At 44.7% G+C, this 15,838-nt stretch carries 12 protein-coding genes and 1 pseudogene; 9 read left to right on the top strand and 4 right to left on the bottom strand.

Annotation, left to right across the window (positions count from 1 at the left end; all coding sequences use genetic code 11):
• The first annotated feature begins 197 nt into the window (after positions 1–197).
• From Q365_RS0104490 to Q365_RS0104470, 4 genes are all read left to right on the top strand, one after another.
• Positions 198–494, top strand: a complete 297-nt coding sequence (locus tag Q365_RS0104490; protein WP_028022221.1) for a hypothetical protein — start codon at positions 198–200, stop codon at positions 492–494.
• Positions 495–510: 16 nt separating this feature from the next.
• Complete coding sequence (locus Q365_RS0104485; RefSeq protein WP_028022220.1) at positions 511–894, top strand: hypothetical protein; 384 nt, start codon at positions 511–513, stop codon at positions 892–894.
• A gap of 1,449 nt (positions 895–2,343) precedes the next feature.
• Positions 2,344–3,072: a hypothetical protein gene (locus tag Q365_RS0104475; protein WP_028022219.1), complete on the top strand. Its 729-nt coding sequence runs from the start codon at positions 2,344–2,346 to the stop codon at positions 3,070–3,072.
• Positions 3,073–3,436: 364 nt separating this feature from the next.
• Positions 3,437–3,733: a hypothetical protein gene (locus Q365_RS0104470; RefSeq protein WP_028022218.1), complete on the top strand. Its 297-nt coding sequence runs from the start codon at positions 3,437–3,439 to the stop codon at positions 3,731–3,733.
• Between the two features lie 40 nt (positions 3,734–3,773).
• Here Q365_RS0104470 and Q365_RS0104465 read toward each other — a convergent pair whose 3' ends face one another.
• Both Q365_RS0104465 and Q365_RS0104460 read right to left on the bottom strand, forming a co-directional pair.
• Positions 3,774–5,339, bottom strand: coding sequence for a recombinase family protein (locus Q365_RS0104465; RefSeq protein WP_028022217.1), 1,566 nt, complete (start codon positions 5,337–5,339; stop codon positions 3,774–3,776).
• A gap of 52 nt (positions 5,340–5,391) precedes the next feature.
• A pseudogene (locus Q365_RS0104460) lies at positions 5,392–5,628 on the bottom strand (glycosyl hydrolase family 18 protein); the annotation flags it as partial.
• 697 nt (positions 5,629–6,325) lie between these two features.
• Here Q365_RS0104460 and Q365_RS0104455 point away from each other — a divergent pair.
• A complete protein-coding gene (locus tag Q365_RS0104455) occupies positions 6,326–6,796 on the top strand; it encodes an FKBP-type peptidyl-prolyl cis-trans isomerase (RefSeq protein WP_028022215.1) in 471 nt (156 codons plus the stop codon).
• 89 nt (positions 6,797–6,885) lie between these two features.
• Here the strand turns inward: Q365_RS0104455 and Q365_RS0104450 are convergent, their stop codons facing one another.
• Both Q365_RS0104450 and ehuR read right to left on the bottom strand, forming a co-directional pair.
• A complete protein-coding gene (locus Q365_RS0104450) occupies positions 6,886–8,829 on the bottom strand; it encodes an EAL domain-containing protein (protein ID WP_456072983.1) in 1,944 nt (647 codons plus the stop codon).
• 659 nt (positions 8,830–9,488) lie between these two features.
• On the bottom strand, positions 9,489–10,901 hold the full coding sequence (gene ehuR / locus Q365_RS0104445; protein ID WP_028022213.1) for a MocR-like ectoine utilization transcription factor EhuR: 1,413 nt from the start codon (positions 10,899–10,901) through the stop codon (positions 9,489–9,491).
• Positions 10,902–11,239: 338 nt separating this feature from the next.
• Here ehuR and doeA point away from each other — a divergent pair, with 338 nt between their 5' ends.
• The 4 genes from doeA (at position 11,240) to Q365_RS0104425 (ending at position 15,830) form a co-directional block, all read left to right on the top strand.
• Positions 11,240–12,427 (top strand): ectoine hydrolase DoeA, encoded by a 1,188-nt coding sequence (doeA, locus tag Q365_RS0104440; protein ID WP_028022212.1) that lies wholly within the window; start codon positions 11,240–11,242, stop codon positions 12,425–12,427.
• 81 nt (positions 12,428–12,508) lie between these two features.
• Positions 12,509–13,516: a N(2)-acetyl-L-2,4-diaminobutanoate deacetylase DoeB gene (gene doeB / locus Q365_RS0104435; RefSeq protein ID WP_028022211.1), complete on the top strand. Its 1,008-nt coding sequence runs from the start codon at positions 12,509–12,511 to the stop codon at positions 13,514–13,516.
• A gap of 108 nt (positions 13,517–13,624) precedes the next feature.
• Positions 13,625–14,104 (top strand): Lrp/AsnC family transcriptional regulator, encoded by a 480-nt coding sequence (locus Q365_RS0104430; protein WP_028022210.1) that lies wholly within the window; start codon positions 13,625–13,627, stop codon positions 14,102–14,104.
• A 211-nt stretch (positions 14,105–14,315) separates the two neighbouring features.
• Positions 14,316–15,830, top strand: coding sequence for an NAD-dependent succinate-semialdehyde dehydrogenase (locus tag Q365_RS0104425; protein WP_028022209.1), 1,515 nt, complete (start codon positions 14,316–14,318; stop codon positions 15,828–15,830).
• Positions 15,831–15,838 lie beyond the last annotated feature (8 nt).

Here is a 15,838-nt window from a genome sequence, read left to right as displayed (position 1 = left end):
GTGAGCTTAAATGAGTGTTGCGGTGTTGATGATAAATCAGGGGAAATGCTTCCAGCATTTTATTAGTGAGTTCGAGTATTAGAGCTTACTAATATATTATTTTAAGAACTTCTTTATCCATCAGAGTACCTATATAACTCACCTCCGGTGAGTAGTTTGGTTCATAAGACGTGGACTAATAGAAAAGGATTATGAAGATGTCTATTGAGTTACTTACTGTTAATCGTCCTATGGGAATAAACAATGGGACTGTAGAGATTACAGTAGATGTAGATGGTCAATTTGATGCTGAGAAGCTCGTAGAGCTTATTAATAGCCAACTCCTAGTCATTGCAGGCTCAAGTAGACAATGGGCTATTACACATGCTTGTGATGCCCTATATGACGTTACTGATTTAATGCCCATGAACCAACTAGAAGAACTGAACGATTGCATTCTAAAGGTGTGTGTATCACTTAACCTACGTTCAAAGATTGTTGTGAAACTAATTTAATAACAGGGAAACTATAATGACTATCAATGCTGCTGCTGTTGCAACTATCAAATGTGCTAAGAACCAACAACGTAATGAAGTGGTTCTACAGTCCTACACAACTAAATCACCTGTTGAGGGATATGATTGTAGCTTTACCTTCTCAATCGCTCCTGACGTTGATTCTAAGGCTGTTGTACGTAAGGCTTTAAGTTGCTTGTATGTATTAGATGCTGTCGAACCATGTAGCTTACCTGATTGGGTATTAGACCCTGAGACAGAAGTGAAGACAGACCTTTATCAGAACCAAGGTAATTACACTGGTGAAGTGAGTGTTCATATTAAGTTGATTGAAGAGACTCATACCATGCAATTGATGGTAGCTGTACCTTTCCCTAATCATAAAGGTATCTGGTCTTAATTAAGTTAACCCTTATCTTTGGATAGGGGTTATTTCTTTTAAGTGGGTATTCATATGTCACACCCTTTCCCAAGCATTAACCTTCCATCGTCACCCAGCAAGCTGGCTTCCTTGAAAGGTGAATACTTGCTTAGGGAGTGACGGTAAAGGTGGTAGAGCTGATGATTGAGAAATGAATAATGCTTTCCCCTGCTCCTACCATCACTCCGACACAGACACCCCTGCAAGGGGTAGGATGTGTTGGTGTGATATGAATTACTACTTAATAACCTTAACCAGTTTAACCCTCATAGTCCCTCATCTGAGCCTCTTCTCAAGTTAAATGGGAATCCAACTAAGCTATCGAACATGTAGCTTGAAGTAGACCAATCTCCTAACCATTTAGCTTTAGAAGTGGCATTGCTTTTATCTTCTATAACTTGCTGGGTAAGATTTTTCTTCTCCCCTCCCTTATAGGGAGGAGGTGGAAAGAAAATTCCTTCATTACCTTTCTTTCTTGGAAAATTCTAATGGAAAATTCTTGGAAAATTCTGTGAAGCCTTGTGTACCAAGGGTTGAGAGGGTATCACCTCCACTTTTTTCCAAGTAGGTAAGCAATGGAAAATTCTGTTTGGAAAGTTTTAAAAGTGTACGAAAATTGTACTGGAAAATTCTGATGGAAAATTCTGACCTATCCCTAACAGCTAACCTGATGCCCTGTTGATTACTTGGGTCAGCCCATAGAGCGATATGAGATAATGCTAAGAACACATCATCCAAAGGATTGCACTATGCCTTACTCAAACATACCTGAACTTGAACCATCTCCTAAAAGAACTCGACGTACTAAGAAGGAGATGGAACTAGCACGTAAGCATGACCAACTAGTGAAAGGTGAGATTACTGGTAAGGAGTATGCCAAATGGATAAAGACGGTTTATAAGAATTAATCGGTAATACATCTGTTCGTAAGTTAACTGACCTCTTCGGAGGTCTTTTATTTGCTTTCATGGGTCATGAACAAGAAGTGTTCGAACAGTATTTTCATGTGTGACTAATATCACAGAGTAGTTTTAAGCATCCCCTTTGCAACAAAATGACTATCTTGACAGTTACCCCGAAAAATCGACAATAAAAACACAATCATTAATGAGTTACATTTTTTTCCCTTTTTTAAATCTTCATAACTCTTATTCTATTATTACTACATAAGTACTTATGTAGTAGTTAATACCCTTCTAGTAATACCCTTCTAGTTAATCTCACATACAGACTTGTATCCAATAAGACCATTCACTATATTGCAGCCCGAACCAGTAGACTCACTTTAATTGTCTTGGCGGACTCGATACTACTGGTTCACTCTTCTCCCTCCCCTTTCTTATTTATTCTCACATCGTGTCTATTCTAGTTACATTGAAGTGGTTATATTCCCGCACCTAATCAATAGTCACTTTGAAGGAATAAACCATGTCTCTATTTGCTAAAGCACAACAAGCTGCTGCTAACGTTAAAGTTGAAGATAAAGATACTCTAGGTGGTAGCTTTACTGTTCCAACTGATGTTTATGTAGGTGCTATTAAGATGGCTTATATTGATGCTTGGAAGTCAGGTGCATTATTTGTATCCATTGAACTAGCTCTACTGATTGATGGTAAAGAACGTGCTCATAAAGAGACTATTACCATCTCTAACAAAGCTGGTGAGTTTACTTACACTGATAAGCAGACTGGTGATAAAAGACCAATGCCTAGCTTTGCAATGGTTGATTCACTATTCCGTCTAGCTTCAGGTAAAGGTTTCAATGAACAGACTCCTTCACTTAAAACAGTTAAGACCTATGATGCTACTCTGAAGACTCAAGTAGATAGCGAACGTGAAGTGTTCATGGACGTACTAGGTAAGAAGATTCACATTGCCCTTACAGAGCAAGAAGTAGATAAGACAACCAAAGATGCAATGTCAGGTGAATACGTTCCTACAGGTGAAACCCGTAAAGAGAATGTACTATCCAAGGTGTTTGATGCTGAACGTCGTACAAGTGCAGAAGCTAATGCTAAGACTGAACCAAAGTTCATTGAACAATGGCTTGAGGCTAACCGTGGTAAGCTAGTTAACCGTGTAAAAGGTAATAAGGGTAATGCCCTTAAATCAGGTGCTCCAACTCAATCAGTGCAAGCACAGACACTATTTGGTTAATTAACTAGAACCAATACCAGATTCAATACTAGGCCATCCTTAGTGATGGTCTTTTTTATACCTGAAACTAATTAGTCCCATTCATTAGATTGCTGTCTTATAGCCGTCCATAAGTCTTCTGTCTCATATTACCTAGAGATAAAATGAAGTCATTGAATAACGGTGTAGCGAGTTATCGGAGACTTCTACATGAAAGAGATAGATGCACCGTTATTCATACCAACTAGGTACAAGAACGAAAAAGGGTAGCCACTAAGGACTACCCAATTAAGACTTCCGACCCAAGGAAGCAAACACCACAGTAATAAGATTAAGTAACACCATTCAGAAGAATTAACTAAACCTCACCACAGGACTCATTTTAATGAAACGATTATTAATAGCTACCCTTTTATGTCTTGGTTCAGCAAATGCAATAGCAGATACCACTACAAAGACCAGTGACCCATGTGAACTACTTTATGAGATGGGTACTATCCATAACGTAAATAGTGAAATCTCTGCACTTACTAATGCATGTGTTGATTATATTATTGAAGGTAACAAGGAGCTTACGATTACAGCGAACCAATTCACAAAGAGTATGGTTCGAGTTAATGCTAGTCTACTTGTTCTTCGAGACACCATTAGAGAAACCACAGAATTAGTAGATGCAAAGTAACAAAGAGGGAGCACTTAGCTCCCTTCTTCATATCTACCCTTCACCGAATCCAATCATCTAACCTCCCCTCTTCAATCCACTGTTTGAACTTCACATCATCTAGCAACTCAATATCACCTTCATTTGAACCAGTAAGCAAACCAGCTTGAACCACCTTACCGTAAGCTAAGTAGATAGATGTAATGAACCCATTCTTGAAGTAGATAGTGGTAAGAGTGTTACCTCTCTTCACCTTGTAGAACTTCATTGATTGGGTCAGATTCATAAGCAGTTCACGTAACTCTTCAGGAGTCTCAGGAAGCGTATCAAAGATACTTCCCATGTGATTAGATTGCTTAACCTTATCCTCTTCAATCTGAGCTTCTAGGGCAGCTATTTCTTCATGCTTCTTAGCCATTAATGGAAGTAAGAAAGAATGCTGATGTTCCATGTAATCCTTCTCCATCGTCGCTACTGCATCACCACACTCTTTCAACTTAACTTCGAGCATAGGTAACAGTGAAGTAGATGGTTCAGGAACAAGGGACTTAAAGCTGAAATTCAATTCACGTAATGCAGCTACTAGATAGTCTGTCTTGATGCAAACTAGGTTAGGGCACTTATCGTAGATTGAACCACCTCTACAACGTACAGACTCTTTGTTCTTATCTATTACTGTAGTCATAGGACTACCACAGCTTCTACAGTACGATTTCTTATATCCGGTGAAGATAGAAACGTTATCCCACTTCTTCATACGTGTAGCAGTATGCTCAGACCTAACTGCAACTAATCGGTAGTACTCAGCCTCAGATATGATTGGTTCGATATGATTATGAAGTACATGCTTCTCACCATTGATAGTGATACTGAACTCACCAATAAGAGTCTTACGTGTATGTAATCGACGTAGGGACATTTCACCCCACTTGATAGAAGGATGATTAGCTACAAGCCAGTGCTGTACCTGACTAATAGATTTACCCTCAATCATTAACCGAACCACTTCCCTTGCAATGTCCGCTTTAGCTGGGTCAATGGTAACTTCTCCATCAACTAGCTTTACCCACATAGGGTACTTACCAGAAGTGATAGAGAGGCTATTACCATTCTTCCCTTTGATACCATCCTTGTGATTCTGGATGCGTACCAAGTTAGACTTATTGGTTCGAGTACTCTTAGCTAATGATTCATCATGCCCCCTCTGTAGTGTTGCTAGAGCCATCATTAAACCCATCATTAAGTCAGGGTCATCTTTACTGAACAAACGTCTCTCTTGAACGATATACACCCTTACCTGCTGGATAACAGATAGAAGTGTTGTACATGCAGTATGAATGTCCTGACGTGATAGACGGTCGAGGTTAGCTAGAACCAAAACTGATGAAGGAGAGAACGCTCCTGATTCCAAGTTAGCTAGGATACGACTAAATGCAGGTCTGTCTTTAGCTGACACCTTGAATGCACTTACTGCTGAATCACAGAAGGTCTCATGGTAAGGAATGACGTTATAGGTAGAACATAGATGGTTCATTTCCTCTTGAGACAATGCCTGCCCTTGAAGACCTGTACCAAGACGTTGAGAGTGTGAAGAAATACGGGTGTACTGAATTAGATAGTTGCTCATTGGTGTTTACTGCTTTGATTGGGTCGAGTGCAGTCTAACTACCTTTTTCCTACTTCGCCACGCCAAAGAATGAAAAATTAAGAATGGAGTAGATGTCCATATCTACGTTTAGGTGGGTTGCTTCGCCTTTGACGCTAAAACCTGCATCAGTCCCTTTCCACGCTTCCCATTGCGTTAGGTAACCAATCACGGCTTTATCGTGCGTTGGTGCAGCGTATACAGATGCACTCATACCGAGTGCCCCTGCTACACATGCGGCAACCGCTGTAAACTTAAGTCCTTTATACATTGTTATTTTTCTCCACGTATTGGATGTTGGTTATGTGCTCCCTATTACTGTTTCATCACTTAATTTTCGTCGCGAATATAAATTCTCAAGTTTGGCACTACGATTCGGAATGTAATTAGTCAGTTACATTTCTTTCGCCTTTTTTTTGCAGCAAAGCATCGATTCAGCACCTAAATTGAAGCAGATCACGCAGATACAGAAACAAGCAAAAACTGTTACATATCAAAGAGATTGAACGAAGATCACAGTAGGTTGAATTTCGAGAGGTAGGCCGAAAAAAAATCCCCGCCTGTTCAAAACAAGCGGGGACAAACTACAAAGGAGTATGCGCTAACTAATTATCCCCGTGTCGGGGGAGAGTGAGTATAGCTGTGCGTGTAAGCACAATTGGGTATTTAGCAAATGCCGTACCAATAAATGAAAAGCAGTCAAACCGCACTCTGCCATGGGTCTAACCGCTTTTATTCAATAGGTTACGATACGTTTTGGCGCAAAGATTGCACCAAGATAAGGCATACCTAACGCGAGACATGCCATGGCATCACATCTTGTTTATCTTTAACGATTCCAATCTGTGCAATGCTTAAGGATAATATGGACAACTACCCCCTTTCAGCTCAATCGGTCGACGCCGAGTCCCTGCGATGGACGGGTACAATTTCAGGCTCAGCCAATAACAAACAGTGAGATAGCTACCATGGATTTTGCGTTACCTCTCGTCATCATCGTGATATTCGTTTTCGTCATTCTTATTCGCCAAAAAGCCAAAAAAGTGGCTGAAGAGAACAAGCAATTAGGCGCTGAATTCTTAGAAAAAAATGCGCAGGAAGAAGGCGTTATCACTACTGCATCAGGGCTTCAATATAAAGTATTAGAGCAAGGTGAAGGTGAGGAACACCCAACAGCCACATCACGTGTTCGCGTTCATTACCACGGAACATTGCTCGATGGCTCAGTATTTGATAGCTCAGTTCAACGCGGTGAACCGATTGAGTTTGGACTGAATCAAGTCATCAAAGGCTGGACGGAAGGCGTTCAATTGATGAAAAGAGGCGAGAAAACACGTTTCTTTATTCCATCAAACTTGGCGTATGGCAATGCTGCAGCTGGCGCGATCAAGCCAGGTTCAACCTTGATTTTTGACGTTGAATTATTGGCATTCCAATAAGTTTACATACCAACACTGGCAGTATTGTCATGAAAAAGCCGCATCCATGATGCGGCTTTTTTACACCTCGAAAGTCTCATTCAAGGTCGTTACAATGCGACTTTCTCTGTTGGCAGTGAGGTATCGCTATCGACACTTAGTGTCCACACTACAGCATCTTCGAGGGGTAAAGGCCTAGAGAAATAGTAGCCCTGACAAATCTCAATATCACAGTCTTTCACGAACTGCTTTTCAGCCTGAGTTTCTACCCCTTCAGCGACAATTTCACAGCCTGTCACTTCACTGATTTTTGCCAATAACTGATACAAGTTTTGCCCGCGCTCTTCCTGAACATTCAGCAACAGTGAGCGGTCCAGTTTGACCTTGTCGAAATTGAATTTAAGCAAATGTGGAAACGACGCATAGCCAGATCCAAAATCATCGATAGCCACTGTCACGCCCATGTCTTGTAGGGCTGCAATGTTACGAGCAATATGGCTATGCTCATCTAAAATCGCTTCTTCCGTAATTTCAATTTCTAGTGCCGAAGCCTGCAGTTCATAGTGATTTAGGCGATCAATAATATAATCAACGATCCCTGGGTTTGAAATCGTATCTGCCGACACATTTACCCCAATTCTACATACCTTATCGAGCGGAAACGCCTTCATATCCGCGAGGACCAGATTGATTACCATGGTATCGAGATGCCACATAGCACCCAAATGCTGGAAGTCAGAAACAAATGTGGGTGGGTGCAACTTACCACTGTCATCTTTATAACGAACCAGAGATTCAAACGAGAGATGCTCAGGATTATTGAGATGAACTTGCGGTTGATAGAACATCACAAACTCGCCAGTGTTCAACATACGGCTCACTCGCTGGCTGACTTCATGCATATTGATGTAACCACCCATTGAACTGTTTACATCGCCAAGGAATGTTTTCATGGTGCTGTTTTCAATATCGCTTCGAATGAGTGCCTTGTCATCGACCCCACTTCGACCCGCATAGAGCAGATAGAAAGGGCGATATACAAATATGCCAATAACCACGACAAGAAGCTGCAGTAGGACACCTCCGACACTCTCCTGAGTCGCGATATACCCACTCAAGAACGGCGGTGTCATCCAGTCAACGATGGTGCTCACAGGGTTAACCCAACCTAATGACATCACCCCAAACACAACCACAAAACTCAGAATCGGAACGAGAATGAATGGAACAATCAGTATTGGGTTAAAGACAATCGGCAAACCGAACAACAGCAATTCATTGATGTTGAAAATCACCAATGGCAAGGCAGACAACGCTAGCGCAGTATGACGTCGATCTTTTGAAAACAACAAAATACACGCAAGTAAACTCAACGAATTTCCTGAACCGCCAATCGACATGAATGCATCGTAAAAGCCTTGCCCGAGAATGTTCAGTGTCGCCTCACCTGCTTCCCATGCAGCCAGATTGATCTGAGTATCTTCAAACAGCTGCTGTTTAACCCTAAACAGGAAGTTGTGACCGTTGATTCCAACAGAACCCAGAGTACCCAATATGAAGAGATAAATGACGCCGCCATCGAATGTCAGCGGGTCAATCATCAGTAGATCTCGATACTTATCAAAGTGCGAGATAATCGCCTTCGTTAGCCCAGAGAAGGCCATTGTGAGAAGTAAGAAACCAAAGAAATGCGCAACTTGTTTATACAACGAACTGACAAAATCTGCCCGCAGCGGGTTCAACGGGTACAAACGAAATGAGATACAAGACGCCGATGCGACACCCGCTGTTAGAAGCGCAACCAATGGATTGTTAGGCAGCCCGTTCGTCCCCGACACCAAGCCATTTGCCAGAGAAATCGTCACAAACATGGCGAGCGCATAAGGTGTGACCAGCATAGGGTTAACGCTGTGCTTGGACGACAAGTAGTATGTGGTTATCAAACACAGAACTGTTGGATACACCCCAATTAATATATTGGAGAAGTCAAAGAACTGCTGAGCCGCCGAAGGAAGGTTTGAGAAATTCAGTAAATGCCCGACAAATATCGACATCGCATTGCAAATTGTCAGGGGCAGAATCAGTAAAAAAACGATCGATATGTCGCGCACATACGTGTCGTAGTAATACTTAAAGGAAGGCAATACTCGCATATATAATGATGAATCTCGGTATATACGATTCAATCGTCGAAATCAGAAAGCTAATCGAACTCCGTTTTTTTGGCAGACCCAATGAAAACGCCATTTTCTGCTATTAGAAAAAGCGTATCGTTATGATTAGTGAGAACGGGAGATTAGTGGCTTTCGTTGCTAACTCAGGGTCACTCAGTCAACGACTTACGAAAGGCTGTTTCCAAACGTTGTTTCGGTATGATTGATAAAATTTTGCGAAGTATATATGCGAGAATATCGCCACTCAATTGAAATATTTGAATTTATTGTAACCAGCGTTCCAAGAACGGAAAACACCTCCAAACCGCTACAAAACTGCACATTACGCTCAACAATTACGGTGCATTTTTGTTCGTTTATTGTGTTGTCTCACTGTCAGTTCTAAAATTGCCAAGCACTTATATCTTAAATTCCCTTATGTTCAGCGATTAACTCGCATATACAATCAGTTCAATGTCTTCAATTGACATGGTTCATCTCTATACCCGACCATTCCCAAGTATTCCCAACTATTCCCAAACAACATGAAGAGGCTGGAATTACAGAAGGAAATGGGGCGGAGGCGGCTCGCTCTTCACCAAATCAGACACAATCTGCAAGCCTCGTTTTACACGATATCGACTCGCCTCAACGCCTAAACTGATACGAACATGATTAATCTTACTGTCCGCGTCCAGACTAAAGGGCTGATAACCCGTCAGTTGAACGCCTGCCTGCCTTGCCGCTTCCAAGAAATTGTCCGCTTGCCATTCACACGGCAAGGTTAACCACACATGTTGACCGTAAGGATGTGCAGAAAAAGACAGTCCCGAAAAAGATTTCGCGGTTAGGCGCTGTCTCGCAGCAAACTCCTGTCGCTGAAACGCTTCAATGCGCTCAACGGAGCCGTTTACAATCCAATGACTGGCGATTTCAAATGGCAAAGGCGTCGCCATCCAACTCGTTGCCGCTAAACGTCCAACTGCGTGTTGTTTGAGATGACGAGGAACAACCAAATAGCCCACTCGCAACCCAGGAGCGACAGTCTTAGTTAGGCTGGTTACATAGAAGCTTTGATCAGGGATCATGCTGGAAATAGGCGGCTGACGATGTGGCTCTAACGCGCCATAAACATCGTCTTCAATAAGGGTAAGATTATATCGCTGTACGACGTCAGCAATCGCAATTCGACGATCCAGTCCCATGTGTGCATTGGTGGGGTTACTCATGCTTGGCGTGCAGGCCAGAGCCTTAATTTCACGTTGCTGACAGGCTTTTTCCAGTGCTTCAGGGATGATGCCTTGCTCATCCATATCAATGCCGCACAATTTAAAGTTGAAGATTTTGGAACGAGCAATCAAACCATGATCCACCAATCTCTCGCAAGCAACCGTATCACCGGAGGAGATCGCGGTACCTAGAGCCAGTACCAAGCCATGACATGCGCCGTTTGTTAGCAAAACACATTCAGCTTCCGCATTAAGCTTCTGCTGAGACAAGTAGTGCAACGCCGCCTCGATATGACGTCGCTGACCGGGTACAGGTCTCGGTGAATTCAGAAGATGCGCAGTCTCTCCGCTTTGCGCAATAGCCATTAGCGTTTCGTTGAATAATTGCGTTATCTGATTCGTGTAAACCGGATGCGCTATCGACATATCAATCACATCATCAACAGAATGTTCGTTCTTCACATCTTGTGTGAGAAGAAACTCGCTCTCCCTACCCTGCGCAAAACTTCGTACAAACGTGCCGCTTCCGACCCACGCCTCTACCGCCCCCTGCTTTTCAACATGTGCATAGGCATTACTCACCGTCTGCACACTCACAGACAGTTGATCAGCAAGCTCGCGATGAGGTGGTAATTTCGTGCCTGACACCAAGACGCCAGCAGAAATTTGCTCAATTATCGCTTTTGAGATCGCCAGATATTTCGGGAGCCCTGAGGCCAATTCGAGGTTTAACTTAATTGTCATAGTTCAAAGTTTTTATTGACCAAAATTTAATCGATGGTGTATGTGTAATATATGTTAATGAAAAGTTTCATGACATTGGATTCACATTGATCTGCATTGAACTGCTTTGTCATATAAAAACTGTAGTCCTTCGAAATAGAAATGAAAAGGAGGCAGACCACTGAACAAAACGCGCTGCATGTTCGTTCTTATAAACATGAAGCAAAGCTGGGAGGCAAAACAGCCATCTTGCATTAACGGCGGAATATCGACCCCGAATTCCACCTGCTGATGACTGGCGATGACTCTTGTGATGTCAACGTTCGTCCAATTGGGCGGTATGTTTAGGAGAAAGGGGCATGAGTGACGTTGTGCTAAATTTTACGCTCGAAGAGTTCGGCGTCCGGCTGGCGAAAGTCCGTGCAGCCATGGAAATTAACGAAATTGACCTGCTTATCGTTCACGACCCTTCCAATATGGCGTGGCTAACAGGTTATGACGGCTGGTCGTTTTACGTTCCACAGTGCGTGGTTATTGGTCACACCGACGAACCATTATGGTTTGGTCGCAATCAAGACGCCAATGGCGCACGCCGCACAGTACACATGCATCATGACAATGTGGTGGGTTACCCTGACCACTATGTCATGAATCCGCCTCTTCACCCCATGGAATACCTTGCCACCGCGGTTCTTACCGAAAAGCTCTGGGATCGCGGACGTATTGGCGTTGAAAAAGACAATTACTATTTCAGCGCCACAGCATATGAAGCCCTTCGCGACAATCTCCCTTTTGCGTCTTTCGTCGATGCAACAGGTCTGGTCAACTGGTGTCGTGCTCAAAAATCAGAACAAGAATTATATTACATGCGCGCTGCGGCTCGCATCGTCGAGAACATGCACCGCGTCGCGTTCGATTTGATTGAACCTGGCCTGCCGAAACACATTCTGGTCGCAGAAATTAATAAACATTCGGTCATTGGTCATGATGGACACTTTGGCGATTACGCTGCCATTGTCCCCCTGCTTCCATCTGGTGTTGATGCGTCAGCCCCTCACCTAACCTACGACGACCGCCCGTTTAAAAAAGGGGAAGGAACGTTTATCGAAATGGCTGGGGTACATCGACGTTATCACTGCCCGCTTTCTCGCACGATCTACCTTGGAGAGCCTGCCGATCATTTCAAACGCGCCAATGAAGCGCTGAATGAAGGGCTAGAGGCCGGTTTAGCCGTGGCTCGCCCCGGTAATACCTGTGGCGACATCGCCAGTGCGCTCAACGCCATTATGGAAAAATACGGCTTTGACCGCGGTGGTTCTCGATGCGGATACCCTATCGGAATGAGTTACCCTCCCGATTGGGGCGAGCGCACCATGAGCTTGCGAGAAACCGATCAGACAATATTGAAAGAAGGCATGACATTTCATTTCATGCCCGGCCTTTGGATGGATAACTGGGGCATGGAAACCACTGAAAGTATTGTTATCACTCAATATGGCGCAGAAACGCTGTGTAACTTTCCAAGGCAATTGTTTGTTAAACATTGAGCTGCTATACCCAAGTAATGACAGGCTGCAGATTCAGCAAACCGAGCGACAAACAGCAACCATGCCGAGGAACGACATTCGATGGAAAAACTCCCGCCGAGCTCAGTGTCAGCCACTGTTGATTTTGATGCAGACGGAATACAACACGGTTTCTTAAAACTGCCTTACTCCCATGACGCCTCTGCGTGGGGCGCAATCATGACGCCAATTACCGTCATCAAAAACGGTGACGGCCCAACGGCGTTATTAACCGGCGGTAACCATGGCGACGAATACGAAGGCATCACCTCGTTACTCAAACTCACTCACACCCTGTCGATGGACGATGTTCAAGGCCGAGTGATTATCATTCCCATGATGAACCAACCTGCGGTGGACGCAGGAAGTCGTGTTTCCCCCATCGATAATGGAAACATGAACCGCGCCTTCCCCGGGCATCCTTACGGCAGCATGACTGAACGAATGGCTGATTACTTTACTCGCCATTTGATCCCATTATGCGATACCGCGCTCGATATCCACTCCGGCGGCAAAACACTCGACATTTTGCCCTTTGCAGCCGCTCATCGCTTGAGCGACAAAGCGCAAGAATCTCGCTGCATAGAAGGCGCGAGATTATTTGGTGCGCCCTTTTGTTTCTATATGGAAGAAATAGACCCAACGCAGCTTTATGACACGGCGGTTGAAAACCAAGGAAAGGTGTTTGTAACCACGGAGCTTCGCGGCGGCGGCACAACCACGCCTGAGACTATCGAAATGGCAGATCGAGGAATTCATAACTTCCTCGTCTACAGTGGCGTATTGAAAAGTCATTACCTCTCGCCGACCTCACCCCCTATTGCGTTGGAAATCCCCAATGCAGAATGCTATTTACAGAGCGAGCACAATGGCATTTTAGAGATGTGTGTGGCTTTAGGAGACGCTATCGAAAAAGGCGATCTGATTGCTCGTATTTACTCCACAGAGCGAACGGGACAACCACCTGTTCCCTATTATTCAGAAACTGATGGCATCATCGCCGCGCGACGTCACTCTGCAAAAGTGAGCCTTGGTGATACCTTCGCCGTACTGGCTAAAGTACTCAAATAACGCTGATGCTCTTCAATGTCGTATTCGCAAAAAATGAAACGTAAAACCCCATCGACGCAACTCTGTGCCACGCTTAATGGGTAAATCAATTCTTTGACGGAGTCATGAATGCGACTTGACCGATATGACACTAAAATTCTCCAAATCCTCAGCACTCAAGGTCGTATCACCAAGTCACACCTCGCAGAAGCGATCAACCTGTCGATCAGCCCTTGCTGGGAACGAGTAAAACGACTCGAAGAAGCGGGAATCATCGAAGGCTATGGCGCCAAAATTAACCCTCATTTTCTGAACAAGAAAACGCCTGTATTGGTCGAAGTCACGCTGGGTAAGCATGACGCATCAAGCTTTCAGCGTTTCGAAGAAGCCATGCAAGCATGCCCTGATGTTGCCGACTGTTTTGCCACGGGTGGAGGGATTGATTACATCTTGCGGGTCATGGTGCAAGACATCGATCAATATCAGCGCCTGATCGACAGTTGGCTAATTTCAGACCTCTGTATAGAACGCTACTACACCTACATCGTGACCAAAACGATTAAGCATCAAGGTGATGAGTTAGAAATCGATGACAATTTATTGCGCTAAATCCCCCCTTTTCCACGCGATGCGATGATTCATTTCTCAGCGATCCTCTATCGAAAGCCCCCGTATTTTGGCTTCACAGAAAAAACACCAAGTCTTTAGCCGTTTAATTGAAAAAAACACCATCCTACGCCTCCCTTAACAGAAAACTCCCACGCAGTAAGTGACTTACATTTATCACTAGGACAACAAAAACCTGCATGGGAGGTCATTGATGGCCGCACTAAATCTACCTTACGAAGGCAAAGCGAGCGATGCGGTACTCGCGCATCTTGAAGATGCACGATTACTTCGCCAACTCGCCTACATCAACGGGAAATGGGTGACAGGCACCCAAGATATTCCAGTCATCAACCCCGCAGACGATCGGGTGATTGGCTATGTGACCTCTTTGAAAAAATCTCAGATCGACCAAGCCATTAACGCCGCTGACAAAGCATTTGTGAAGTGGCGAGCGTTATCCGCAGAACAGCGAGCTTCGCTGCTCATGGTTTGGCATGACCTTTTGCTCGCCAACAAGGAAGATTTGGCGCGCCTCATGGTGTTAGAGCAAGGCAAAACACTCGACGAAGCACGCGGTGAAATCGAATACGGTGCGTCATTTGTGCGTTGGTTCGCGGAGGAAGGCCGTCGAGCTTATGGCGAAACCATTCCTAGCCACATTCCCAATGCACAGCTTGCGACGCTACGAGAACCCATTGGTGTCGCCGCATTGATCACCCCTTGGAACTTCCCCAATGCGATGATCACGCGCAAAGCCGCGGCCGCACTAGCCATTGGTTGCACGATCGTGATCAAGCCCGCCAACGAAACGCCATTCTCCGCATTGGCTCTCGCTGAACTAGCAGAACGTGCAGGCATCCCTGCGGGTGTATTCAATGTCGTCACAGGTGATGCACCCATGATCTCAGCCACCTTGTGTGCGTCTGATAACGTCAAAGCCCTTTCATTTACCGGCTCAACGCGTGTCGGCAAGTTATTGCTGGCGCAATGTGCCAACACCGTCAAGAAATGCAGCATGGAACTGGGTGGAAACGCGCCGTTCATCGTGCTGCCAGACATGGACATTCAAGAAGCAGCTAGCGCAGCCATTGACGCCAAGTTTCAAACCTCTGGGCAAGATTGCCTTGCCGCCAATCGCATCTTTGTCCCCCGCGAAAAACACGACGAATTTATTGCTGCCTTTGCGGCTGGCATGAAGAAGTTACGCGTCGGCGATGGGATGCGAAAAGGTATCGACCTTGGCCCGCTTATCAATCATCAAGCCGTTGATAAAGCACAATCACTCGTTGATGACGCTTTAGAGAAAGGCGCCACCTTGGTCATGGGTTCCCCACACAATGCCTTGAAGGGCAACTTCTTCAATCCGGTGTTATTGGCAGACGTCACTCCTGATATGTCGGTGTATCGCGAAGAAAACTTCTGCCCGGTTGCTGGCGTGATTGCGTACGACGATTTAGACGCACTCATCACCGCAGCCAATGACACCGAATATGGCCTCGCCGCTTATGTTTATGGCAACGACATCCGCGATATTTGGAAGCTCATGCGTGGATTAGAGTTTGGCATGGTGAGTGTGAATAGCGTGAAGATGACAGGTCATCCCATCCCCTTTGGTGGAATGAAGCAATCTGGGCTCGGGCGTGAAGGTAGCCGTCACGGGTTCGACGAATACAGCGAAATCAAATACTACTGCCTCGGCGGACTGCCAACAGCCAGCGGCTGTTAAGCCTTCGC

Source organism: Enterovibrio calviensis DSM 14347 (assembly GCF_000621165.1).
In the GTDB taxonomy this organism is placed as follows: domain Bacteria; phylum Pseudomonadota; class Gammaproteobacteria; order Enterobacterales; family Vibrionaceae; genus Enterovibrio; species Enterovibrio calviensis.
Note: the sequence above shows the minus strand (reverse complement) of the source record. Positions and strands in the feature narration are given on the sequence as shown.

What these genes read in the sequence shown, in the direction of transcription:
- Q365_RS0104490 (WP_028022221.1), top strand. Translation starts at nt 198, where the DNA reads ATGTCTATTGAGTTACTTACTGTTAATCGTCCTATGGGAATAAACAAT.
- Q365_RS0104485 (WP_028022220.1), top strand. Translation starts at nt 511, where the DNA reads ATGACTATCAATGCTGCTGCTGTTGCAACTATCAAATGTGCTAAGAAC.
- Q365_RS0104475 (WP_028022219.1), top strand. Translation starts at nt 2,344, where the DNA reads ATGTCTCTATTTGCTAAAGCACAACAAGCTGCTGCTAACGTTAAAGTT.
- Q365_RS0104470 (WP_028022218.1), top strand. Translation starts at nt 3,437, where the DNA reads ATGAAACGATTATTAATAGCTACCCTTTTATGTCTTGGTTCAGCAAAT.
- Q365_RS0104465 (WP_028022217.1), bottom strand. Translation starts at nt 5,339, where the DNA reads ATGAGCAACTATCTAATTCAGTACACCCGTATTTCTTCACACTCTCAA.
- Q365_RS0104455 (WP_028022215.1), top strand. Translation starts at nt 6,326, where the DNA reads ATGGATTTTGCGTTACCTCTCGTCATCATCGTGATATTCGTTTTCGTC.
- Q365_RS0104450 (WP_456072983.1), bottom strand. Translation starts at nt 8,829, where the DNA reads ATGTCGATATTTGTCGGGCATTTACTGAATTTCTCAAACCTTCCTTCG.
- ehuR (WP_028022213.1), bottom strand. Translation starts at nt 10,901, where the DNA reads ATGACAATTAAGTTAAACCTCGAATTGGCCTCAGGGCTCCCGAAATAT.
- doeA (WP_028022212.1), top strand. Translation starts at nt 11,240, where the DNA reads ATGAGTGACGTTGTGCTAAATTTTACGCTCGAAGAGTTCGGCGTCCGG.
- doeB (WP_028022211.1), top strand. Translation starts at nt 12,509, where the DNA reads ATGGAAAAACTCCCGCCGAGCTCAGTGTCAGCCACTGTTGATTTTGAT.
- Q365_RS0104430 (WP_028022210.1), top strand. Translation starts at nt 13,625, where the DNA reads ATGCGACTTGACCGATATGACACTAAAATTCTCCAAATCCTCAGCACT.
- Q365_RS0104425 (WP_028022209.1), top strand. Translation starts at nt 14,316, where the DNA reads ATGGCCGCACTAAATCTACCTTACGAAGGCAAAGCGAGCGATGCGGTA.